This window comes from Mycobacterium paraense (genome assembly GCF_002101815.1).
Taxonomy (GTDB): Bacteria; Actinomycetota; Actinomycetes; order Mycobacteriales; family Mycobacteriaceae; genus Mycobacterium; species Mycobacterium paraense.
The window spans coordinates 80416-102451 of record NZ_LQPM01000005.1 but is presented as its reverse complement, the minus strand read 5'-3'; the positions used below and the strand labels follow the sequence as shown (position 1 = coordinate 102451).

19 protein-coding genes are annotated in these 22036 nt (G+C 71.0%); 9 read left to right on the top strand and 10 right to left on the bottom strand.

Features of this window, described 5'->3' with window-relative positions; all coding sequences use genetic code 11:
- Nucleotides 1-3: 3 nt before the first annotated feature.
- Together AWB89_RS03205 and AWB89_RS03200 are read right to left on the bottom strand one after the other, a co-directional pair.
- A complete protein-coding gene (locus AWB89_RS03205; protein WP_085171528.1) occupies nt 4-573 on the bottom strand; it encodes a pyridoxamine 5'-phosphate oxidase family protein in 570 nt (189 codons plus the stop codon).
- On the bottom strand, nt 537-1766 hold the full coding sequence (locus tag AWB89_RS03200) for an alkane 1-monooxygenase (protein WP_241520417.1): 1230 nt from the start codon (nt 1764-1766) through the stop codon (nt 537-539). The genes AWB89_RS03205 and AWB89_RS03200 overlap by 37 nt, the downstream gene beginning before the upstream one ends.
- A gap of 139 nt (nt 1767-1905) precedes the next feature.
- Between AWB89_RS03200 and AWB89_RS03195 the strand changes: the two genes are divergently transcribed.
- Nucleotides 1906-3528 (top strand): GMC oxidoreductase, encoded by a 1623-nt coding sequence (locus AWB89_RS03195; protein WP_085171524.1) that lies wholly within the window; start codon nt 1906-1908, stop codon nt 3526-3528.
- Between the two features lie 10 nt (nt 3529-3538).
- On the opposite strand, the gene AWB89_RS03190 is transcribed toward AWB89_RS03195, so the two are convergent.
- A complete protein-coding gene (locus AWB89_RS03190) occupies nt 3539-5017 on the bottom strand; it encodes a flavin-containing monooxygenase (RefSeq protein WP_085171522.1) in 1479 nt (492 codons plus the stop codon).
- Complete coding sequence (locus AWB89_RS03185) at nt 5014-6402, bottom strand: cytochrome P450 (RefSeq protein ID WP_085171520.1); 1389 nt, start codon at nt 6400-6402, stop codon at nt 5014-5016. The genes AWB89_RS03190 and AWB89_RS03185 overlap by 4 nt, the downstream gene beginning before the upstream one ends.
- 76 nt (nt 6403-6478) lie before the next feature.
- On the opposite strand from AWB89_RS03185, the gene AWB89_RS03180 reads away from it, so the two are divergent.
- Entirely contained in the window at nt 6479-7501 is a 1023-nt protein-coding gene (locus AWB89_RS03180) for a helix-turn-helix transcriptional regulator (RefSeq protein WP_142280204.1), read from the top strand.
- On the opposite strand, the gene AWB89_RS03175 is transcribed toward AWB89_RS03180, so the two are convergent.
- Nucleotides 7502-8464, bottom strand: a complete 963-nt coding sequence (locus tag AWB89_RS03175) for an alpha/beta hydrolase (RefSeq protein WP_085171515.1) — start codon at nt 8462-8464, stop codon at nt 7502-7504.
- A gap of 25 nt (nt 8465-8489) precedes the next feature.
- Nucleotides 8490-9449, bottom strand: a complete 960-nt coding sequence (locus AWB89_RS03170; RefSeq protein WP_085171514.1) for an alpha/beta hydrolase — start codon at nt 9447-9449, stop codon at nt 8490-8492.
- Between AWB89_RS03170 and AWB89_RS03165 the strand changes: the two genes are divergently transcribed.
- Nucleotides 9448-10224, top strand: a complete 777-nt coding sequence (locus AWB89_RS03165; RefSeq protein ID WP_085171512.1) for a lysoplasmalogenase — start codon at nt 9448-9450, stop codon at nt 10222-10224. The genes AWB89_RS03170 and AWB89_RS03165 overlap by 2 nt on opposite strands.
- A 63-nt stretch (nt 10225-10287) precedes the next feature.
- Nucleotides 10288-12231: a primosomal protein N' gene (locus tag AWB89_RS03160; RefSeq protein WP_085171586.1), complete on the top strand. Its 1944-nt coding sequence runs from the start codon at nt 10288-10290 to the stop codon at nt 12229-12231.
- 4 nt (nt 12232-12235) lie between these two features.
- Here the strand turns inward: AWB89_RS03160 and AWB89_RS03155 are convergent, their stop codons facing one another.
- Nucleotides 12236-13813: a PE family protein gene (locus AWB89_RS03155; RefSeq protein WP_085171510.1), complete on the bottom strand. Its 1578-nt coding sequence runs from the start codon at nt 13811-13813 to the stop codon at nt 12236-12238.
- 240 nt (nt 13814-14053) lie between these two features.
- Between AWB89_RS03155 and AWB89_RS03150 the strand changes: the two genes are divergently transcribed.
- Nucleotides 14054-14542, top strand: a complete 489-nt coding sequence (locus tag AWB89_RS03150; RefSeq protein ID WP_085094051.1) for a MarR family winged helix-turn-helix transcriptional regulator — start codon at nt 14054-14056, stop codon at nt 14540-14542.
- 9 nt (nt 14543-14551) lie between these two features.
- On the opposite strand, the gene AWB89_RS03145 is transcribed toward AWB89_RS03150, so the two are convergent.
- Nucleotides 14552-15379 (bottom strand): class I SAM-dependent methyltransferase, encoded by an 828-nt coding sequence (locus tag AWB89_RS03145; RefSeq protein ID WP_085171508.1) that lies wholly within the window; start codon nt 15377-15379, stop codon nt 14552-14554.
- Between the two features lie 148 nt (nt 15380-15527).
- Between AWB89_RS03145 and fmt the strand changes: the two genes are divergently transcribed.
- Genes fmt through ribD form a run of 4 tightly spaced genes read left to right on the top strand, consistent with a single transcriptional unit; the run spans nt 15528 to nt 19582 of the window.
- The gene (gene fmt, locus AWB89_RS03140) at nt 15528-16460 is read left to right on the top strand and encodes a methionyl-tRNA formyltransferase (RefSeq protein ID WP_085171584.1); all 933 of its coding nucleotides are present in this window, start codon (nt 15528-15530) and stop codon (nt 16458-16460) included.
- Entirely contained in the window at nt 16457-17824 is a 1368-nt protein-coding gene (locus AWB89_RS03135; RefSeq protein ID WP_085171506.1) for an RsmB/NOP family class I SAM-dependent RNA methyltransferase, read from the top strand. The genes fmt and AWB89_RS03135 overlap by 4 nt, the downstream gene beginning before the upstream one ends.
- A gap of 37 nt (nt 17825-17861) precedes the next feature.
- Nucleotides 17862-18551 carry a ribulose-phosphate 3-epimerase gene (rpe, locus tag AWB89_RS03130; RefSeq protein ID WP_085094045.1) on the top strand — a complete coding sequence of 230 codons (690 nt, stop codon included), beginning with the start codon at nt 17862-17864 and terminating at the stop codon, nt 18549-18551.
- Nucleotides 18548-19582 (top strand): bifunctional diaminohydroxyphosphoribosylaminopyrimidine deaminase/5-amino-6-(5-phosphoribosylamino)uracil reductase RibD, encoded by a 1035-nt coding sequence (ribD, locus tag AWB89_RS03125; protein WP_085094043.1) that lies wholly within the window; start codon nt 18548-18550, stop codon nt 19580-19582. The genes rpe and ribD overlap by 4 nt, the downstream gene beginning before the upstream one ends.
- A gap of 3 nt (nt 19583-19585) precedes the next feature.
- Here ribD and AWB89_RS03120 read toward each other — a convergent pair whose 3' ends face one another.
- Together AWB89_RS03120 and AWB89_RS03115 are read right to left on the bottom strand one after the other, a co-directional pair.
- Nucleotides 19586-21271, bottom strand: coding sequence for an MFS transporter (locus AWB89_RS03120; protein WP_085171504.1), 1686 nt, complete (start codon nt 21269-21271; stop codon nt 19586-19588).
- The gene (locus AWB89_RS03115) at nt 21268-21996 is read right to left on the bottom strand and encodes an LppX_LprAFG lipoprotein (protein WP_139830495.1); all 729 of its coding nucleotides are present in this window, start codon (nt 21994-21996) and stop codon (nt 21268-21270) included. The genes AWB89_RS03120 and AWB89_RS03115 overlap by 4 nt, the downstream gene beginning before the upstream one ends.
- Nucleotides 21997-22036: the final 40 nt, after the last annotated feature.

Genomic DNA, 22036 nt, shown 5'->3' with positions numbered 1-22036 from the left:
GCGTTACGTTCGGGGCGGAACCGGGTGGTCGGCGTCCAGTGCGGGCAGCCCGTCGATGCTGCGCCGGTTGCGTTCGGTCAACCGCGCGAAGGCCTCATCGGACGCCTTGCCGTGATGGGCGTCGAGGACCGGGCGCTCGTCGACGAGCTCGTAGTAGGGCACCGCGAATCCGCAGGCGTCCGCGATCCGTTCGAGCTCGACGACGATGACGGCCCGAACGCCGGCGTGCGCGCCTCCGAAACGCGTTAGCAGGACCGGGAATTCGGCGGCGTCCGGGCGCACGACGCGCCCGTTGCCGAACAGCCGCAGGATGCGCGAGTTGCGGGTGAACGAGCAGAACATGATCGTGATCCGGCCGTTGTCGCGCAGGTGCGCGATCGTTTCGACGCCGCTGCCGAACAGATCGAGATACGCGACGGTGTGCTCGTCGAGCACCACGAACGTGTCGCGATAGCCCTTGGGGGAGAGGTTGATTCGGCCGCCTTCGGCGGGCGCGGTGGCAACGAAGAAGACGGCCTGATCCGCGATGAACTCCCTCAGCGACTCATCGAGACGCGCAAACTCCTTGGCCACGCCTGAAAGCGTAGCGCCGGCCGGGGACGGTCAGCGCCGGGCTTGAGCGCGGCCAGGCGGACGTCGCCGCCGTAGAAGTCGAGCACCCGCGGGTCCATCACCCGGCGCCACAGCGGCGGGAGCAACGCCACCAGCAGCATGGCGCTGTACCCGCTCGGCAGCTGCGGCGCCTCGTCGACGTGGCGCAGCACCTGGTACGGGCGCAGCGGGTTGGCGTGGTGATCGGAATGCCGCTGCAGATGGAACAGCAGGACGTTCGTGATCACCGAGCTGCTGTTCCAACTGTGCGCCGGCCGGACCCGTTCGTAGCGGCCGCTGGGCAGCTTCTGCCGCCGCAGCCCGTAGTGCTCCATGTAGTTGACGGTCTCCAGCAGGCAGAAGCCGATGATCGCCTGGCCGATCAGCCACGGCAGCACGACGGGGCCGAACCACACCGAAAGGACGGTGAACAGCGCGGCGCTCATCAGCCACGCGTTGAGCACGTCGTTGCTGAGCGACCAGCGGGATTTGCCCATGCCGGCCAGCCGGTCCGCCTCGAGCCGCCAGGCCGAGCGCAGGCCGCCGAGCACCGACCGCGGGATGAAGGCGTAGAGGTGCTCGCCCAGGCGCGCGCTGGCCGGGTCCTCGGGGGTCGCGACGCGAACGTGGTGCCCGCGATTGTGTTCGACGTAAAAGTGCCCATAGCAGGTCTGTGCGAGCGCCACCTTGCTCAGGCGGCGTTCCGCCTGGATGCGCGTGTGTCCCAATTCGTGCGCGGCGTTGATCGCCAGCCCGCCGACCAGGCCGACCGTCGCCATCAGTCCCACTTTGTCGGCCAAACCCATGCTGACCCAACCACCGCCGCTCCACAGCCAGCAGGCGAACACCAGCGACAGGTACTGGTTGGGCAGGTAGAGATAGGTGGCCCAGCGGTAGAACCGGTTGGTCTCCAGCCAGGCGAGGACGCTTTCGTCGGGGTTGTCGGTGACGTCGGGGCCCATCAGGTGATCCAGGACGGGAATGATCACGAACGCCAGGATGGGGACGCCCCACCAAAACACGCCGAAACCGGTGCGCTGAGCCGCCAACCAGCAGGGGAAGATCAGCGCGGGGACGGCCGCGGCCAGCAGCCACAGGTATTTCTTGGGCCGCTTCCAGCGCTCGGCGGAGGCCTCTCGTCGGCAGACGGCCCCTAGGCGAGACCAAAGTGGCACACGCGTCCCATACCATTCTGACGGTCGAATTGACAGCCGGTCACCTGTCATGTCTACATACAATAGCCTATTTCGCATACTTCAGGTATGCTTAACACGCGGTTAGTTAAATCACAGTTTGCTTGGACCGGAGGCAGGGATGGCTTTCTCGCGGAGACGCTTTCTTGGTGCCGCCGCGGGTGTCGCCGCGGGCGCCCTCGGTGCCGGCGCCGTCGAACTGGGCACGCGGCGGGCGGACGCGACCGCGCTGCGCCCGCATTACCGGGCGATCGTGGTCGGCAGCGGGTACGGCGGCGGGGTGTCGGCGTTGCGGCTCGGCCAGGCCGGCATCGAGACGCTGATCCTGGAAAAGGGCAGGTGGTGGAACACCCCCGACGCAGACGGGAAGCGCTTCTCGCGAATGGTGCCCCCGGACAACCGCGCCGGGTGGTTCACGTCCGTCCCGCCGAGCCTGGTGCCGTCGTATCGCGGCGTGTCGGTCGCGCAGGTGGCCAAGCACTCGCCGTCGACCCAGCCCGTCCAGGCCGGGATCTGCGAGAAGGTGGTGCACGGCGCCCACGCGGTGTTCCGCGGCACGGCCGTTGGCGGCGGATCGATGGTCAACGCCGCGATCGCGGCCATCCCCACCCCTGATCAGGTCCGGGCCACCTTCCCCGACATCGATCCCGACGCCTTCCTGGGGACCTACATCGAACGCGCCAAATCCATGCTGCGGATCAGCTACCGCGACATGGACTGGTTCGAGAGCACGCCGTGGTTCCAATACGCCAGGGTGGGCCGAAAGTACGCGGAGGCCGCCGGTTACCGCGTCGACTACAACGGCAGCGCCTATTCGTTCGACTACATGCAGCGCGAAGAGGCGGGACTGGTTCCGCGCTCGGCGTTGAACTTCGAACAGCAGTACGGCAACAACTACGGCAGGTTCGGCAGCGTCGATCAGACCTACATCGCGGCGGCCCTGGCGACGGGGAAGGTCACGCTCAAGCCGCTCACCGAGGTGACGGGCGTCCGGCGCGAGCCCTCGGGCGAATACGTGGTGTCCACCCTCGAGATCGACCGGTTCGGCAAGGTCGTCTCCCGCGCCGAAATCGGTTGCGACGAGCTGTTCCTCAGCGCCGGGGTGCTCGGTACCAACGAGATCCTGCTGCGGGCCCGCGAGACGGGGACGCTGCCCCACCTGAGCGACGAGGTCGGCCGCGGGTACGGCAACAACGGGGACATCATGGTCTCCCACATGCTGCAGCCCACCGACCCGGCGGGCACCCAGCAGTCGCTGCTGGGGATGATCAACCTCGACGGCAGGGACGATCCGGACAACCCGGTGTACGCGAGCATGTTCTCGCTTCCCCTGCCGGTGGAGACGCTCGCGCTGGGCTACTACGTGATGGTACGCACCGGCGACCGCGCGAACATCGTCTACGACCGCACCAAGGACTCGATCGCCATCGACTGGCCGGACGACCACACGGAACACCTGCGCGAGCGGGCCCGCCTGGTCTTCGACAAGGTGACGCAGACCAACGGCGTGGACTACCGCGACGACCTCTTCGAGGGAACGGCGTTCGCGCCCAACACCGTTCACCCGATGGGCGGGGTGGTCAGGGGCAGGGCCGCCGACGGATACGGCCGGGTGAAGGGCTACGACAAGCTTTACGTCAACGACGCGTCGCTGCTGCCAGGCTATCTGGGCTGCAACCCGTTCATGTCGATCACCGCGCTGGCGGAACGCAACATCGAGGGGATTTTGCAGGGGCGCAGGTGATCTCGATCGCTCAGGCGGTGAAGCGGTAGTCGTCGAGGTCGAATCGCCTGCTGCGCCAGTAGGTCTCCAGCGTGGTCGCCGGGCGTAGCGGCACGTCGCCGTTCTTGTCGAAGTAGTAGCTGTTGGCCAGCTTGCAGCTGTCCTGCCAGAAAATCTGCCGGTGCCGCTTGCGCATCATCTCGGCGAAGTACCGTTCGTTGGCCTCGGCGGTGACCTCGACGCGGGTGGCGCCGTCGCGCCGGGCCCGCTTGAGGCACCGCACGATGTGGTGCGTCTGGGTCTCGATGAGCGCGAAATACGAAGAGCCGACGTACCCGTAGGGACCGAACACGCTGAACATGTTGGGAAATCCGGGGACACTGACGCCCTCGTAGGCCTGCAGCCGGTGCTCGTCCCAGAACGCGCTCAACGACTTGCCGCCGCTGCCGGTGACCGAGAAGGTGGGGACGTTGTCGGTGTCCATCACCTTGAAGCCGGTGGCCAGGATCAGCACGTCGATCTCGTGGGTTTCCCCGTCGGTGGTGGCCACCGCGGCGGGTGTGACCTTGTCGATCGGCTCGGTGACGAGCCGGACGTTGTCGCGGTTGTAGGTGGCGAGGTAGTCGTTGTGGAAGCCCGGCCGCTTGCAGCCGACCGCGTACTGCGGCGTGAGTTGCTCGCGGACGGCCGGGTCGGTGACTTGCTGGCGCAGGTAGCGCTTTCCGGCCGACGCCATCCGCTTGGCCAGCGGGAAGACCGTGAAGTACTGCGCCGCGAGCGGGAAGGTCAGCTCGACGAACGCCTGGCTGAGCAGCCGCTGCACGACCTTGCCGCCGGGGATCCGCATCGCCCAGCGGACCGGCGCCGGCAGCGGCACGTCGAACTTGGGGAAGCACCAGATCGGGGAGCGCTGAAACACCGTGAGGTGGGCGACGATCGGTGCGATCTCGGGGATGACCTGCACGGCCGAGGCGCCGGTGCCGATGATCGCGACGCGCTTGCCGGTCAGGTCCTGGCTGTGGTCCCACCGCGCGGTGTGCATGGTGATGCCGGCGAAGGAGTCCACGCCGTCGATGTCCGGGAGCTTCGGCACGGTGAGCACGCCGCTGGCGCTGATCAGGAACCGGGCGGTGAGTTCTCCGCCGGGATCGGTTTGCACCCGCCACAGGTGGCGTTCGTCGTCGAACTCGGCGGAGAGCACCTTGGTGTTGAACCGGATCCGCGAGCGGATGCCGTATTTGTCGACGCAGTGCTCGGCGTAGGCCTTGAGCTCGCGGCCGGGCGCGTAGGTCCGTGACCAGCGCGGGCTCTGTTCGAAGGAGTACTGGTAGGAGAACGACGGAATGTCCACGGCGATACCGGGATACGTGTTCCAGTGCCAGGTCCCGCCGACCCCGTCGCCCGCCTCGAGCACGAGGTAGTTGGACAGCCCGGCCTTGTCAAGCTTGATCGCGGTGCCGATGCCGGAGAATCCCGCGCCGACGATCAGGGTGTCGTAGTCGGGTTTCATGCGCGCTCGCTTCCGATGACGTGGATGCCGTGCTTGGGCCGCAGGGTCAGCGTTGCTTCGGGTTCGACGGGACGGCCCGATGCGAGGTCGAAGGCGAAGCGCTGGCTCATGATCGCGGCCATCAGCACCATCTCCATCAGCGCGAAGCTCTGCCCGATGCAGATCCGCCGGCCGCCGCCGAACGGCAGGTAGGCCGAGCGTGGGCGGTTCTTGTCCGGCGGGCAAAACCGGCGCGGGTCAAAGGTTTCCGGGTCGGGCCACCAGCGCGGGTCGTGGTGAATGTGGTGGATCGGGATGAGGATGGTGGTCCCGGGCCGGATGTGGTGCCCGCCGATGATGTCGTCCTCGATCGCGCGCCGGGCGATGGTCCACACCGCCGAGTAGTAGCGCTGCGCCTCCTGCAGGCAGGCGGTGGTCCACGGCAACCTCGTCAGGTCTTCCGACGTGGGGCGGCGGGCGCCCAGCACGTCGTCGATCTCGGCGAGCATCCGGTCCCGCGCCTCGGTGTGCTGCGCCATCAGGTACCAGAACCACGACATCGCGTTCGCGGTGGTTTCGTGGCCGGCAAGCATGAACGTCAGGGCCTCGTCGCGGATCCGTTGCCGCGGCCAGCTTCCACCGTCGGCGCGCAGCAAGACGTTCAGCAGGTCCCCCGAGTCGGTCGGGTGGGCCAGCCGGTGGTCGATCACCGCGTTGACCGCCCGGTCGAGGGTCAGCGTGATGTTCTGGATGTCGCGCAACGGCGGGGGCATGCGGACGCCGGAGAACACCAACCAGTGCAGCGCGTCGTAGACCGCGCGTGGCATCAGGCCCCACAGCCCGAGTCGCTCCAGCCGCTCGGCGTGCCGCAGGCCGCGCGTCGCCAGGTCGTTCATGCTCTGCACCAACGGCCCGAAGTCCTGGCTGAACAGGGAATTGGCGACGACCCGCAGCGTCGCCTCGACCATGGTCTCGTGGATGTCGAAGGGGGTGCCGGGTTGCAGGGCGCCGGTGACCTCGATGATCGGGTCGATCATCAGGTCGACGATCCCGTTGAGGTGGCGCCGGGCGAAGGTGGGGTTCAGCGTGGCGCGGTGCGCCGCCCAGGAATCGCCCTCGTCGGTCAGCAGGTTGACGCCCGCGGTGGCGCGGATGGGCTCGTACTCGTCGGACTTGACGTATTTCAGCCGGGCCTCGTGCAGGACGTGGTCGACGTAGTCGGGGTGGCTGATCGATACGAAACGCCTTCCCGCGCAACGGAATCGCGCGATGTCGTTGCCGCGTAGGCGGCCGACGAAGCGCTCGCCCACATCGAATCCGACGGTGAGGGCCTCGCGGGTCATCGTCCAGGAGCTCAGCCGGGTGGCCGGTCCCGCGGATGGGCGCTCAACGCTGAGGGTCGCCATGACTCCACTGTATGGATGACGGCGGCGGCCGGTAATGAGAGTATCGGACAAGGAGTTGGGAGTTTAGGACAGGCCGGTGCGAGATCTTTTGACGCTGAGTCACCCGGTGTACGCCACCCGGGTGTTGTGCGAGGTGGCCAACGAGCGCGGGGTGCCGACGAGCGAGGTGTTGGCGGGCACCGCGATCGACCCGGCCGACCTGCATCGGGCGGACGCGATGGTCAGCGCGCTCGACGAGATCGAGGCGGTGCGCCGGGTGCTGGCCCGGCTCGATGACGCGGGCATCGGGGTCGACGTGGGCAGCCGATTCATGCTCACCCACTTCGGGCTGTTCGGGTTCGCGGTGATGTCCTGCGGCACCCTGCGGGAGCTGTTCTCGATCGCCATGCGGTACTTCGCGCTGACCATGATGCAGATCGACCTCGCCTTGTTCGAAACGGCCGACGGGTACCTGATCGAGCTGCAGGCCGGTCACCTGCCCGCCGACGTGCAGGCCTTCTTCATCGAACGCGACATCGCCGGAATCATCGCGACCACAGCCGGTTTCGCGCTGCCGGTGGCCGAAAAGTACGCCGACGAGGTCTTGGCGGACCTCGCCGTCGACGAGGAGCTGCTGCGACCGCTGCTCGAACTGGTGCCGGTCCACGAGGTCCGGTTCGGCCGGGCGCACAACCGGTTGTACTTCCCGCGCGCCATGTTCGACGAGCCGCTCCCGCAGGCCGATCGCCACACGCTGGAAATGTGCATGGCCCAATGCGACCTGTTGATGCAGAGCAGCGAGCGCCGCCAGGGAATCACCGCGCTGGTGCGCAGCAAGCTGTTCCGCGAATCCGCCTTGTTCCCAACGCTTCCCGACGTCGCCGCCGAACTCGACGTTCATCCGCGAACTCTCCGGCGGCGCCTCGCCGAGGAGGGCACGTCGTTTCGGGCCTTGCTGAACGAGGCGCGCTCCGCGCTGGCGGTCGACCTGTTGCGCAACGTCGGGCTCACGGTCGAAGAGGTGTCCACCCGGCTGGGCTACACCGAGGTTTCGACGTTCTCGCATGCCTTCAAGCGCTGGTACGGCGTTGCGCCCAGCGAGTATTCGCGCCGCGGCTAGCTAGCTGTGCAGCGCGTTCCGCAGCGCGGACAGCCCGCGGTTGGTGGCCTCGGCGGCGGCCGGAATCACCAGCGAGAAGCTGGCATACCCGTGCACCATGTCGGGCTCGTGGCTCAGCTCGGCGGGAACGCCCGCGGCGTTGAGCAGCTCGGCGTAGCGGGACCCGTCGTCGCGCAGGGGATCGTGCTCGGCGATCCCGATGAAGGCGGGCGGCAGACCGGACAGGTCGTCCGCATTGGCCGGGGCCAGGGTGATCGGCAGCGCCCCGGGATCGGTGATCTCCAGATCGGGCAGGTACCAGGACAGGAAGGCCTCGATCACGTCGCGATCGAGGATGGGCGCATAGGCGTTCTCGGTGTGCGACGGCAGCGACAGGTCCGCCGTGACCACCGGGTACCACAGCAACTGGAACGCGAGCGCCGGCCCGCCGTTATCGCGGGCCAGGTGGGCCATGACGGCGGCGAGGTTGCCGCCCGCCGAGTCGCCCGCGACCGCGATCCGGGCCGGGTCGCCGCCCAGCCCGGCGGCGTTTTCGGCGACCCACCGCAGCGCGGCCCAGCAGTCGTTGACCCCGGCGGGAAAGGGATGCTCGGGGGCCAGCCGGTAGTCGACGGACACCACGATGGCCTCGGCGCCGGCGGCATGCGCGCGGGCGACGGGGTCGTGGGTCTCCAGGTCGCCCAGCGAGAAGCCGCCGCCGTGGTAGAAGACGACGACGGGCAGGGCCTCGCGATCGCTGGCCGGCCAATAGATCCGCACGGGAATGTCGGTCAGCTCGCCGTGACCGATCGTCCGCTCCTCGGTGCGCATATCAGGTAACAGTTCCGGCGGCACCTTGAGCTGCCGCAGCCTCGAGCGCGCGACCTCGACACCGTCGGCGGCGTTGAAGGTCATCGGGAACGAATCGAGCAACATTTTCAGCGCCGGGTCGATGCTCGGTCGCGCGAGGGTCGGCTCAATCATCCGTTCACCGTACGCTTCCGGGCAGTTAATGCAGGGCATTGCGCAGCGCGGCCAGCCCCCGTTCCTGCGCGGCGGTGGCGGCCGGCACCACCCCGGCGTAGCCGAGGTAGCCGTGCACCAGCGTCTCGGCGTTGTGCACCTCGACCGCCACGCCCGCGGCGGCCAGCAGCTCGCCGTACCGGATGCCGTCGTCGCGCAGCGGATCGTGGCCGGCGACACCGATGTAGGCCGGCGGCAGGCCGTCCAGGTTTTCGGCACGCCCGGGGGCCATGCCCGGCGGCGGGTCCGACGGGTCGACTTCACCTGCGTACCAACGCGAGAACGCGGCGACGGCCCTGGCGTCGAGGATCGGCGCGGTGGCGTTTTCGGTGAACGACGGCAGCGACGGGTCCCACAGGGTGGAGGGATACCACAGCAGCTGGAAAGCGATCGCCGGGCCGCCTCGATCGGCGGCGCGGGCGCGCTGCGCCGTCACGGCGGCGATCGTCCCGCCGGCCGAATCGCCGGCCACCGCCATCCGGGCGGTATCCGCGCCGAGTTCGGGGCCGTGCTCGGCGACCCACAGCGTTGCGGCCCAAGCGTCTTCGACGGCGGCGGGGTAGGGGTGCTCCGGAGCCAACCGGTAGTCGACGGACACCACGATCGCGTCGGCGCCGACCGCGTGCTCCCTGGCGGTGCCGTCGTGGGTGTCGAGGTCGCCCACGACGAAGCCGCCGCCGTGGAAGAACAGCACCACGGGCGTATTCGGTCCGGGATCGGCGGAGGGCCAATAGATCCGGATGCCGATGGGGCCGCCCGGACCGGCGATCGCCCGGTCTTCGACCCTCAGTTCCGGGTGCAGCGGACGACGCGGCAGGTCGCGGAACCTTTGACGCGCCGCCTCGACACCATCGTCAGTTGTTAACCGGAACGGAACCGCATCCAGTACCTTCTGCAAGATGGGGTCGATACCAGGGTTTTCCTCCGCGGTCTCCAAGCTGGGCATGGAAGTACCGTACGCACCTCGGCTGGTGTCCGGTGGGTGGGTGGTGGCCGGGTGGGCGGGGCTCGGCTACGGCGTGTACCTGACCGTGCTCGCGTTGCGCTCGCCGCCCGGAACGAGTTTGACGGGGCACTGGGTTCTGCAGCCGCCGTTCAAGGCGTCGATGGCGTTGCTGCTGACGGTGGCCGCGGTGGCGCACCCCGTCGTCCGCGAGCGGCGCTGGCTGATGCCCGCACTGCTGTTGTCCGCCGTCGGCGACTGGCTGCTGGCCATCCCGTGGTGGACGATGTCGTTCGGATTGGGACTGGCCGCATTCCTGTTGGCGCACTTGTGTTTCCTGGGCGCGCTGGTTCCCCTGGCCCGGGCGACGCGGCCGCGCCTGGCCGCGGTCGTGCTGATCTGCCTCATCACCATGTCGTTATTGCTGTGGTTTTGGCCGCACCTGGGCCGTGACAAGCTGACGGTCCCGGTGACGCTCTACATGCTGGTGCTGACCGCGATGGTCTGCGCGGCGCTGCTCGCGGACCTGCCGACGATCTGGACCGCGGTGGGGGCGGTGTGTTTCGCGGCGTCGGACGCCATGATCGCCATCGGCCGGTTCATCCTGTACAACGACGCGTTGGCGGTGCCGATCTGGTGGTTGTACGCCGCGGCGCAGGTCCTGATCACGGCGGGATTCTTCTTCGGCCGGGAGGAACCCGATTACGAGGCGGATTACGAATACGACTACGAGGGCGAGTACGAGGGCGATTACGGGCCCGAGGCCGACGAAGGCTAGTTGTCGGTTCCCTTGGCCAGCAAGGTAACTCCCGAGGTCGAACCGATCGCCCGGGTGCTGCCCATGCTCTCGGTGCCGCACCTGGACCGCGAGTTCGACTACCTGGTGCCGGCCGAGCAGTCCGACGACGCCCAGCCCGGGGTGCGGGTGCGGGTGCGGTTCCACGGCCGGCTGGTCGACGCGTTCGTGCTGGAGCGTCGCAACGACACCGACCACACCGGCAAGCTCGGCTGGCTGGACCGCGTCGTGTCGGCCGAACCGGTGCTCACGCCGGAGATCCGCCGGCTGGTCGACGCGGTGGCGGCGCGCTACGCCGGGACCCGGCCCGACGTGTTGCGCCTGGCGGTGCCGCCCCGGCACGCGCGGGTGGAGCGGGAACCGGCGCGCGCCCTCGCGCTGCCGGTGGTCTCGCCCGTCGACCCGTCGGGCTGGGAGGCCTACGGCCGTGGTGGCCAGTTTCTGGCCGCCCTGGGCGAGTCGCGCGCCGCCCGGGCGGTCTGGCAGGCGCTGCCGGGTGAGCCGTGGGCGCACCGCTTCGCCGAGGCCGCCGCGCAAACCGTCCGGGCCGGTCGGGCGGCGCTGGCGATCGTGCCGGACCAGCGCGACCTGGACGAGCTGTGGCGCGCGGCAACGGCCCGGCTCGACGAGGACTGCGTCGTGGCGCTGTCGGCGGGTCTGGGTCCGGCCGCGCGCTACCGGCGCTGGCTGGCGGCGCTGCGCGGCACCGCGCGGCTGGTGATCGGCACCCGCAGCGCGGTTTTCGCGCCGCTGTCCGACCTGGGCCTCGTCATGGTGTGGGCCGACGCCGACGACAGCCTGGCCGAGCCGCGGGCGCCGTACCCGCACGCCCGGGAGGTGGCGATGCTGCGCGCGCACCAGGCGCGGTGCGCGGCGCTGATCGGCGGCTTCGCGCGCACCGCCGAGGCCCAGGCGCTGGTGCGCAGCGGATGGGCGCACGACATCGTTGCGGTGCGGCCGGTGGTGCGTGCCCGCACCCCGAGGGTGGTCGCCCTCGACGACAGCGGTTACGCCGAGGAGCGCGACCCGGCGGCCCGCACCGCGCGGATTCCGTCGATCGCGCTGCGCGCCGCGCGTTCGTCGCTGCAGGCCGGGGCGCCGGTGCTGGTGCAGGTGCCGCGGCGCGGGTATGTCCCGTCGCTGGCGTGCGGGCGCTGCCGCACCATCGCCCGGTGCCGGCATTGCACGGGGCCGCTGGCGCTGCAGGAACGCGGTCCTGGGGCGGTGTGCCGGTGGTGTGGCCGCCCCGAACCGCAGCTGCGCTGCGCGCGTTGCGGATCCGACGCGGTGCGCGCGGTGGTGGTGGGGGCCCGGCGCACCGCCGAGGAGCTCGGCCGCGCGTTCGCCGGCACCCCGGTGATCACCTCGTCGGGCGACGCCGTCGTGGGCGAGGTGGCCGCCCGCGCGGCGCTGGTGGTCGCGACCCCCGGCGCCGAACCCCGCGCCGACGGCGGGTACGGGGCGGCGCTGCTGCTGGACACCTGGGCGCTGCTGGGCCGGCAGGACCTGCGCGCCGCCGAGGACGCCCTGTGGCGCTGGATGAGCGCCGCCGCGCTGGTGCGCCCCCGCGGCGACGGCGGCGTGGTGCTGGTCGTCGCCGAATCATCCATTCCCACAGTGCAATCGCTGATCCGTTGGGACCCGGTGGGCCATGCGGAGGCCGAACTGACGGCGCGGGCCGAGGTCGGCCTGCCGCCCAGCGTGCACATCGCGGCCGTGGATGGGGCCGCCGACGCGGTGGCCGCGCTGCTGGCGGAGGTGCGGCTGCCCGACGGGACCGACCTGCTCGGCCCGGTCGACCTGCCGCCGGGCGTGCGCCGCCCGGCCGGCACCCCCGCCGGCGTGCCGGTGACCAGGATGCTGGCGCGGGTTCCGCGTGAGCAGGGCCTGGCGCTGGCGGCCGCGCTGCGGCGCGGCGTCGGGGTGCTCAGCGCGCGGCAGAACCACGAGCCGGCCCGGGTGCAGATCGACCCGCTGCACATCGGGTGACGGGCTAGGTGCCGTTCTGGCCCGGCTGGCCGGACAGCGTGCCGCCGGTGCCGCCTTTGCCCGGGGTGCCCCCGGCCCCGACGTTGCCGCCGTTGCCGCCGTTGCCGACGTACTGGGCGTTGCCACCGTTGCCGCCAGAACTCGTGGGCCCCGAGCCAACGGCTGACCCGCCAGCCCCCCCATTACCGATGAACCCGCCGTTGCCGCCGTTGCCGCCGTGGTCGCCCCCGCCGCCGAAGTTGATCTGGGAGCCGCCTGCGCCGCCGTCGCCGTCCAGGAAGCCGCCGTTGCCGCCGTTGCCGCCGGTGCCCTGGGTCCCGCTGGCGCTGCCGCCCGCCCCGCCGGTGCCGAACAGCCCGGCGTTCCCGCCGGCGCCGCCGGCCGCCTGGCTGCCGACGCCCTGGCCACCGGTCCCGCCGACGCCCCACAGGTAGCCGCCACCGCCGCCGGCCCCGCCACGGCCGGCGGAATTGATGGAAACGGCGTCGCCGCCGGCGCCGCCGGCTCCGATCAGTCCGGCGTGGCCGCCGGTGCCGCCGGTTGCGCCGGCGTTCCCCGAGCCGGTGTTGCCGCCGTTGGCGGCGCCGCCGTAGAGCAGCCCGGCGTTGCCGCCGTTGCCGCCCCCGCCGGCCGTGGTGTCGGCGTTGCCCCCGACCCCGCCGACCCCGCCATTGCCGGCCAGCCAGCCGGCATTACCGCCCGCGCCGCCGGTGCCGCCGTCACCGCCGCTGTGGGCTCCGGTCTGGCTGGCGCCGCCGGCCCCGCCGGCCCCGCCGGCGCCGATCAGCCCGGCATTGCCGCCGGCTCCGCCGTTACCGGCGTGGACCGTCACGGACGGGATGTTGCCGCCGGTGGCGGCCCCGCCGACGCCGCCGGCGCCCGCGGGACCGAACAGCCCGGCGTTGCCGCCCGCGCCGCCGTTGCCGCCGTTGAAGCCGGCGGCGGCGTCACTCCCGCCCGCCCCGCCAGTGCCGCCCGCGCCGTACAGCCAACCCCCGTGCCCGCCCGCGCCGCCGCTGCCGGCGGACAGGGTTCCGGTCGACGGGACGGCCGCCGCCGAGCCGCCGGCGCCGCCGTTGCCGACCAGCCCCGCGGCCCCGCCGTTTCCGGCGTTTGCCCCGGCCGTAGTGGGGGAGTAGCCGGCACCACCGTTGCCGTAAATCCATCCGCCCGCACCGCCGTTCGGGCTGGCGGCCGTGCCGTCGGCGCCGTTGCCGATCAGTGGACGGCCGCTCAGCGCCAGGCTCGGCCCGTTGATCGCATTGAGCGCCTGCTGCTCGGCCGATTGCAGCGGTGACGAGTTGGCGGCCTCGGCGGCGACGTATTGCGTTACGCCGCCGTTGAGCAGCTGGACGAACTGCTGGTGGAACGTCGCCGCTTGGGCGCTCAGCGCCTGGTATGCCTGCGCGTGCGCGCCGAAGAGCGACGCGACGGCGGCCGACACCTCGTCGGCGCCTGCGGCCAGCACGCTCGACGTCGGCGCCGCCGCCGCCGCGTTGGCCTGGCTGACCGCCGAACCGACATTGGCCAGATCCGTGGCGGCCGCCGAGACGAATTCGGGAGCTGCGATCACAAACGACATCCGTAATCCCCTTTACGCCACGAGCGCCGAGCGCTCACAGACCGGGCAAGGCACACGGATCGTAACGTGACAACGGCGGTTGCCAGGGGTTTCGGAACGGGCTCGCCGAAGCGTGTCGGATCGTGCTTGAGGGCGATAGTATTCGTGGGAAATAATCTCGGATTTCGACATTGCAACGCTGCTACACTTCCTCTTCTTTGCGCGGCGCAGGCCTGGAGAACTCCTGGAACAGGGGGCACGATGCCAACGGAAAACCCGACGGCCGCTGACGAGTCCTTGGACGTGATCACCGACGCGTTGCTGACGGCATCCCGTCTGTTGGTGGCGATCTCGGCTCGCTCGATCGGGCAGGTTGACGAGAGCATCACCATTCCTCAGTTCCGGACCCTGGTCATCCTGTCCAACCGCGGCCCGGTCAACCTGGCCACGCTGGCCGGTTTGCTGGGTGTGCAGCCGTCGGCCACCGGCCGGATGGTCGACCGGCTCGTCGCCGCCGGGCTGATCGACCGCCTCCCGCACCCGACCTCGCGGCGCGAACTGCTCGCCGCGCTGACCAAGCGCGGGCGCGAGGTTGTCCGGCGGGTCACCGCGTACCGCCGCGCCGAGATCGCCGCCATCGTGGCGAAGATGCCGCCGCCGGAGCGGCACGGGCTGGTGCGGGCGCTGACCGCGTTCACCGCCGCCGGCGGCGAGCCCGACGTCCACCTGGACGCCGACCTCGACCTGTAAACCAGCGGCTCAGCTCTTCTCGGCGGTGACGAGCAGGTACTCCCATTGCATGGCGCCGTCGACCAGGTATTCGCGGGCCAGCTCGACGAGCTGGGCGTCCAGCTCGGCGGCCAGGACCCGGTTGTGCCCGATGTTCGCGTACGCCTCGATCGTCGGGCCGTAGTGCTCCTTGAAGTAGCCGTGCACCGCCTCGGCGCTGTCGAACCGGTTCACCCGCAATTTGCCCCGCAGCGTCGTGACGCGCGCGACCCGGTCGCCGAGCAGCCCGGCGACGTATCCCTCGCGTCCCCACAGCGCCGCCGGCGCCACCGCCGGTGACAGGCTCGGGCGGTAGGGGCGAAGGGTGGCCAGCATCCGGCCGAAGAACCCCTCGGGGGTCCAGCTGATCACGCCGATCGTCCCGCCCGGGCGGCAAACCCGGACCAGTTCGGCGGCGGCGCGCCGGTGGTCCGGCGCGAACTGCACGCCGATCGCCGAGATCACCGCGTCGAATTCGCCGTCACCGAACGGCAGGGCGTGCGCGTTGGCCTCCCGGTAATCGAGCAGCAGCCCCCGCGCGGCGGCCCGCGCCTGGGAGCGCCGCAGCAGCTCGGGGGTCAGGTCGGTGGAGACGACGTCGGCACCGGTCTGGGCGGCGGGCAGCGAAATGTTGCCGGATCCCGCCGCGACGTCGAGCACCCGGACGCCCGGCCCGATGCCCGCCGCGGCCACTAGGACCGGACCGAGCGGGGCCATCACCTCCTCGGCCATCAGGGCGTAGTCGCCCAGCGCCCACATCGCGCGATGCGTGGCCGCGACGTCGTCGGGAATGGTGGTGTCCACAGCGTCGAGGGTCATCGGACCTCCTTGGAATGGGCGGCTGCCCGACCTCGTCGTCGTGACCATTACCGCAAGAAATAATTGCCAATAGAAATAATATACGGACGCAACTGTATGAATCCTGGGCGTGTCCTGCGGAGATCCGGTGCTTCCTACACTTGTGCCCGTGCGCCTCGTCTTCGCCGGAACCCCCGAGCCCGCGCTGCCCGCGCTGCGTCGCCTCATCGAATCGCCCCGGCACGACGTGCTCGCGGTGCTGACCCGGCCCGATGCCGCCTCGGGCCGGCGGGGCAGGCCGGAGCCGTCCCCGGTGGCCCGCGAGGCGCTCGACCGCGGCATCCCGGTGCTGCGGCCGGCGCGGCCCAACTCCCCGGAGTTCGTCGCCGAGCTGTCGGAGTTGGCACCCGACTGCTGCCCGGTGGTGGCCTATGGCGCGCTGCTGCGCGAGGACCTGCTCGCGGTGCCCCCGCTCGGCTGGATCAACCTGCACTTCTCGCTGCTGCCCGCCTGGCGCGGCGCGGCGCCGGTGCAGGCCGCGATCGCCGCCGGCGACCCGATCACCGGGGCGACCACCTTCCGGATCGAGCCGAGCCTGGACTCCGGACCGGTGTACGGGGTGGTCACCGAGGCGATTCGGCCGACCGACACCGCGGGCGATCTGCTTGAGCGGCTTGCCCTTTCGGGCGCGGAGCTGCTGTCGGCAACGCTGGACGGCATCGCCGACGGGACCCTGACGCCGCGGCCGCAACCGGCCGAGGGGGTCAGCGTGGCGCCGAAGGTCAGCGTCGAACAGGCCCGGGTGCGCTGGGACCTGCCGGCGCCCGTGGTGGAACGCCGGATCCGCGCCGTCACACCCAACCCGGGCGCGTGGACGCTCGTCGGTGACCTGCGGATCAAGCTCGGACCGGTGCGGGTCGACTCGGAGGCTCCAATGTCCTTGCCGCCCGGCGTTATTCACGCCGACCGCAAGAACGTCTGGATCGGCACCGGCTCACAGCCGGTGCGGCTGGGCCAGATCCAGCCGCCCGGCAAGAAATTCATGAACGCCGTCGACTGGGCGCGCGGCGCCCGGCTCGACGCCTCGGCGCGGGCGTCATGAGCCCCCGGCCAGGCAAGCCGCGCCGGCCGCTGGACCCGGCGCGGGCGGCCGCGTTCGAGGTGCTGCGCGCCGTCAGCGAGCGCGACGCGTACGCCAACCTGGCCCTGCCCGCGCTGCTGCGCCAGCGCGAAATCACCGGCCGCGACGCCGCTTTCGCCACCGAACTGACCTATGGCACCTGCCGCACCCGCGGGTTGCTCGACGCGGTGATCGGCGCGGCCGCCGGTCGTTCGCCGGAGGCCATCGACCCGGTGCTGCTCGACCTGCTCCGCCTCGGCGCCTATCAGTTGCTGCGCACCCGCGTCGACGCCCACGCCGCGCTGTCCACGACGGTCGATCAGGCCGGGATCGAATTCGACTCGGCCCGGGCGGGTTTCGTCAACGGTGTGCTGCGCGCCATCGCCCGCCGCGACGAGAAGTCCTGGGTCGAGCAGCTGGCCCCCGACCCGGCGAAGGATCCGGTCGGGCACGCCGCGTTCGTGCACGCGCACCCGCGCTGGATCGCCCAGGCCTTCGCCGACGCGCTCGGCGCCGCCGCGGCCGAACTCGACGCCGTCCTGGCCAGCGACGACGAGCGGCCCCAGGTGCACCTGGCCGCCCGCCCCGGAGCGCTGACCGCCGCCGGGCTCGCCGATGCCGTGGGTGGCACCGTCGGCCGTTATTCGCCCTACGCGGTGTATCTGCCCGGCGGCGACCCCGGGCGGCTGGCGCCCGTGCGCGACGGCTCCGCGCTGGTCCAGGACGAGGGCAGCCAGCTGGTGGCCCGCGCGCTGACGCTGGCGCCGGTCGACGGCGACACCGGCCGCTGGCTGGACCTGTGCGCCGGCCCCGGCGGCAAGACCGCGCTGCTGGCGGCGCTGGGCGCGGACGCGGGGGCCCGCGTCACCGCGATCGAGCCCGCGCCGCGGCGCGCCGACCTGGTGGTGGAGAACACCCGCGGGTTGCCGGTCGACGTGGTGCGGGTGGACGGGCGGGAGAGCGGCCTCGAGCCCGGTTTCGACCGGGTGCTCGTCGACGCGCCGTGCACCGGGCTGGGGGCGCTGCGGCGCCGGCCGGAGGCGCGGTGGCGTCGGCAGCCGGCCGACGTGCCGCCGCTGGCCAAGCTGCAGCGGGAGCTGCTGGCCGCCGCGATCGCGCTGACCCGGCCCGGCGGCGTGGTGCTGTATGCGACCTGTTCGCCGCATCTCGCGGAAACCGTTGGGGTGGTTGGCGACGCGCTGCGCCGTCAGCCGGTGCAGGCGCTGGACACCCGGCCGCTGTTCGAGCCCGTCGGCGAGGGCTTGGGGGAGGGCCCCTACTCGCAGCTGTGGCCGCACCGGCACGGCACCGACGCGATGTTCGCCGCCGCGCTGCGCCGCGTCTGAAGTGAGGTTGGCCGCCGCGCTCAGTAGTGTGGCGCACATGCCTGGCAATACCGGTAGACCGCTGATCGCGCCGTCGATCCTCGCCGCGGATTTCGCGCGCCTCGCCGACGAGGCGGCCGCCGTGCCGGGCGCCGACTGGTTGCACGTCGACGTGATGGACAACCACTTCGTGCCGAACCTGACGATCGGCCTGCCGGTGGTGGAGGCGCTGCTGGCCACCACCACCATCCCGATGGATTGCCACCTGATGATCGAGGACCCGGATCGCTGGGCGCCCCCGTACGCGGAGGCGGGCGCCTACAACGTCACCTTCCACGCCGAGGCCACCGGCAATCCGGTCGGCGTGGCCCGCGACATCCGCGCCGCCGGCGCCAAGGCCGGGATCAGCGTGAAACCGGGCACCCCGCTGGAGCCCTACCTGGAAATCCTCCCGCACTTCGACACCCTGCTCATCATGTCGGTCGAGCCCGGCTTCGGCGGCCAGAGCTTCATCCCGGACGTGCTCGGCAAGGTCCGCACCGCGCGCAAGATGATCGACGCGGGCGAGCTGACGATCCTGGTGGAGATCGACGGCGGCATCAACGAGGACACCATCGAGCAGTCCGCCGAGGCCGGGGTGGACTGCTTCGTCGCCGGGTCGGCGGTGTACGGGGCGCAGGACCCCGAGGCCGCGGTCGAGGCGTTGCGGCGGCAGGCCGCGGCCGCGTCAGCGCATCTGCGCGCATGAACCAGCCGCAGTCGGTCGACAGCCTCGACGCGGCCATGCGCCTGGCGATCGAGCACTCCTATCAGGTCAAGGGCACCACCTACCCGAACCCGCCGGTCGGCGCCGTCATCGTGGACCCGCAGGGCCGCGTCGTCGGCGTCGGCGCCACCGAGCCCGCGGGCGGCGAGCACGCCGAGGTGCTGGCCCTGCGCCGGGCCGGCGGGCTGGCCGCCGGCGGCATCGCGTTCGTCACGCTCGAGCCGTGCAATCACTACGGCAAGACCCCGCCCTGCGTGAACGCCCTCATCGAGGCCAGGGTGAGCATGGTCGTCTACGCCGTCGACGACCCCAACGCGATCGCGGGCGGCGGAGCGGGCCGGCTGCAGGCCGCGGGCGTGCAGGTGCGGTCCGGGGTGCTGGCCGATCAGGTGGCCGCCGGCCCGCTGCGCGAGTGGCTGCACAAGGTGCGGACCGGGCTGCCGCACGTGACGTGGAAGTACGCCAGCAGCGTCGACGGCCGCAGCGCCGCCGCCGACGGCAGCAGCCGGTGGATCTCCAGCGAGGCCTCGCGATCGGATTTGCATCGCCGCCGCGCCATCGCCGACGCGATCGTGGTCGGCACCGGCACCGTGCTGGCCGACGACCCGGCGCTGACCGCCCGGCGCGGCGACGGCTCGCTGGCCGACCGCCAACCGCTGCGGGTGGTGGTGGGGATGCGCGAAATACCGCCGGAGGCAAAGGTTCTCAACGATGATTCGCGCACCATGGTGATTCGCACGCACGATCCCATGGAGGTGATCAAGGCGCTGACGGATCGCACCGACGTGCTGCTGGAGGGCGGGCCCACCCTCGCCGGCGCCTTCCTGCGGGCGGGGGCGGTCAACCGCATCCTGGCCTACGTGGCGCCCATGCTGCTCGGGGGGCCCATCACCGCGGTCGACGACGTCGGGGTGCCCACCATCGCGCGTGCGCTGCGCTGGCAGTTCGACGGGATCGACCGGGCCGGCCCGGATCTGGTGCTCAGCCTGGTGCCGCACGGCGGCCAGGGCTAGCGCTCAGGGCGTCGGGACGCTGACCGGCTCTTCCTCGGGGACTTCGGGCTCCTCGGCGTGCTCCTTGCGGCCGCTGATCAGCAGCCCCAGCAGCGCTCCGACCACGCAGACGCCCGCGGTGATGGTGAAGATCTCGCCGTACATCGCCGCGAACGACGGCAGCACGTTCTGCGCCTGGGCGACCGCGCGATCCGGCTTGCTCATGCTGCTGGGCAGCGTCGCGTTCTTCTCGTTGAGGATCTGGTAGAAGCGGTACAGCCCCCACGCGCTCAGCGCGGCCACGCCGATCAGCATGCCGGTCATCCGGGACACCACGACCGCGGCCGAGGCGATGCCGTGCTCGGCGGCGGGGACGACCCGCAGGGCCGCCGACGTCAGCGGGCCGATCACCAGCCCGAGCCCAAAGCCGGCGATCAGCAGATCGTTGTTGACCGCGACGCCACCGATCAGCAGGTCGTTGTTCATCGCGGGCACCGAGAACAGCCCGAAGAAGCTGTGCCGATAGTGCGGCAGGTCCACCGGCCAGCGCGAGATCAGCAGGTAGCCGCCGGCCGCGATGAGCAGCCCGACCAACGCGACCGCCCGGTCGCCGACCCGGGTGGCAATGAAGCCGCCCAGCAGCGCTCCGATCGGCAGCGCGATCAAAAACGACGTCAGCATCCCGGCCGCCTTGGTCTGGTCCAGTCCGAGCACGCCCTGGCCGAACAGCTCCACGTCGACCAGCGTCACCATCAACGCGGCGCCCGCGGCGAACGACGCGCCCATCGCGGCCAGGAACGGCCGGAACTGCACTCCCGCCGGGTCGATCAGCCGGGTTCGCGCGAAGCGTTCCCAGAGCAGGAACACGACCCCGAAGACGGCCGCCGCGATCACCAGGGGCAACCCGTAGCTGGGCAGCGCCTCCTGACCGTTCGGGTTCGGGTTGTACAAGCCCATGACCGCGAGGCCGAGGGTGATGGCGAGCAGCACGCCGCCGACCACGTCGATCTTCTCCGGCGCCTCGCTGCGGTCGTGCGACGGCAGGCTGATCTGGATCAACACCATGGCGACCAGGGTCAGCGGGACGTTGATCCAGAACACGTCGCGCCAGTCGCGGAACAGCCAGACGATGAGGATGCCGTACAGCGGGCCGAGCACGCTGCCCAGCTCCTGCGCGGCGCCGATCCCGCCGAGGACGGCCGCGCGGTTGCGTTGGGCCCACAGGTCGGCGCCCAGCGCGAGGGTCACCGGCAACAGCGCGCCGCTGGCGATGCCCTGGATGGTCCGGCCGGCGACCAGCACGTGCAGCGTCTGCAGGTGGAAGTTTTGGATGGGGTAGCCGAGGATCACCAGGTCCCGCAGCGGGTGTCCGAAGATCTCCACGTTCATGCTGGAGACGTCGAAGTTGCCGATCGCCACCGAGAGCGCGGTGACGACCGAGCCGACCATGAACATGGCCAGGCTCACCTGCAGCAGCCGCTTGCGGCCGAACCGGTCGGAGGCCTTGCCCAGCAGCGGCATGGCCGCGATGTAGCCCAGCAGGTACAGCGTGACGATCGGGGTGATCCGCTGCAGCTGGTTAACCGGGATGCCGACGTCGTGCATGATGTCGCGCATGATGGTGACCACGACGTAGGCGTCGAGGGCACCCAGCAGCACCGCCAGGCTGCCCGCGCCGATCGCTACTCGGCGTCCCGCCAGCCTGCTCATGAGCCCGCCGCGGGCTTGTTGATCTGCACCGGCTGGTTCCAGTTCGACAACGTCATCTGGACGTTGTTGCCCGGGCTGTGTTGCAGGCTGATCTGGGCCAGCTCGTGGTCACCGCTCTCCACGATCCAGACCGTGGCCGGCACCGGCTGGGTCGCCTTGAACGGGGACACGATCTTGTTCACCGCGTCCGCCGAGACGTTTCCGCTGATGCGGACGGTGGTCTGGCCGCTGATCTGGTCGCGCCCCTCGGCCTTGGCGTTGGTGAAGTTCGCCAGCACGTTGGGCAGCCCGGTGTCGGGGCTCAGGATCGCCGAGGGGTCATAAACCTGCGAGGCGGGCCCGACGTCGGTCATCGTCTTGTCGCCCGGGTTGAGCGCGTTGGTGTAGAGGTCGCCGCCGACCACGACGAAGTCGGCGCTGATGTCCTGCCCGAGGTAGCTGATCTGGGCGTTGCCCTGGGCCGCGACGTTCGGGGAGGTGGTGAGGTCGCCGGTCAGGTTCCGCACGGGCAGGCCCGGGATTTTCCCGCCCACCGTCAGCACCAGGTGCGCGCTCTTGAGGTTCTTGGTGGCGTCCGTGGACTGCTTCACCAGCGTGGTGGCGTCGGGCAGGGGGCCGCTGCCGGTTTTCGACGAGCTGAACGAGCAGCCCGCGACCAGGGCGGTGGCGAGGCTCAAGAATGCAAGGACGGCCGAGAGACGGCGGGGGGTTTGCATACCCTGCATCGTAGAGGGTGCTTGTGAGCGGCTTGGGAAACGCGGGGGC

Bases quoted from the DNA above. Each gene is read 5' to 3' on its own strand.
- AWB89_RS03195 (WP_085171524.1), top strand. From the start codon at position 1,906: ATGGCTTTCTCGCGGAGACGCTTTCTTGGTGCCGCCGCGGGTGTCGCC.
- AWB89_RS03190 (WP_085171522.1), bottom strand. From the start codon at position 5,017: ATGAAACCCGACTACGACACCCTGATCGTCGGCGCGGGATTCTCCGGC.
- AWB89_RS03185 (WP_085171520.1), bottom strand. From the start codon at position 6,402: ATGGCGACCCTCAGCGTTGAGCGCCCATCCGCGGGACCGGCCACCCGG.
- AWB89_RS03175 (WP_085171515.1), bottom strand. From the start codon at position 8,464: ATGATTGAGCCGACCCTCGCGCGACCGAGCATCGACCCGGCGCTGAAA.
- AWB89_RS03165 (WP_085171512.1), top strand. From the start codon at position 9,448: ATGGAAGTACCGTACGCACCTCGGCTGGTGTCCGGTGGGTGGGTGGTG.
- AWB89_RS03170 (WP_085171514.1), bottom strand. From the start codon at position 9,449: ATGCCCAGCTTGGAGACCGCGGAGGAAAACCCTGGTATCGACCCCATC.
- AWB89_RS03160 (WP_085171586.1), top strand. From the start codon at position 10,288: ATGCTCTCGGTGCCGCACCTGGACCGCGAGTTCGACTACCTGGTGCCG.
- AWB89_RS03155 (WP_085171510.1), bottom strand. From the start codon at position 13,813: ATGTCGTTTGTGATCGCAGCTCCCGAATTCGTCTCGGCGGCCGCCACG.
- AWB89_RS03150 (WP_085094051.1), top strand. From the start codon at position 14,054: ATGCCAACGGAAAACCCGACGGCCGCTGACGAGTCCTTGGACGTGATC.
- AWB89_RS03145 (WP_085171508.1), bottom strand. From the start codon at position 15,379: ATGACCCTCGACGCTGTGGACACCACCATTCCCGACGACGTCGCGGCC.
- AWB89_RS03135 (WP_085171506.1), top strand. From the start codon at position 16,457: ATGAGCCCCCGGCCAGGCAAGCCGCGCCGGCCGCTGGACCCGGCGCGG.
- rpe (WP_085094045.1), top strand. From the start codon at position 17,862: ATGCCTGGCAATACCGGTAGACCGCTGATCGCGCCGTCGATCCTCGCC.
- ribD (WP_085094043.1), top strand. From the start codon at position 18,548: ATGAACCAGCCGCAGTCGGTCGACAGCCTCGACGCGGCCATGCGCCTG.
- AWB89_RS03120 (WP_085171504.1), bottom strand. From the start codon at position 21,271: ATGAGCAGGCTGGCGGGACGCCGAGTAGCGATCGGCGCGGGCAGCCTG.
- AWB89_RS03115 (WP_139830495.1), bottom strand. From the start codon at position 21,996: ATGCAGGGTATGCAAACCCCCCGCCGTCTCTCGGCCGTCCTTGCATTC.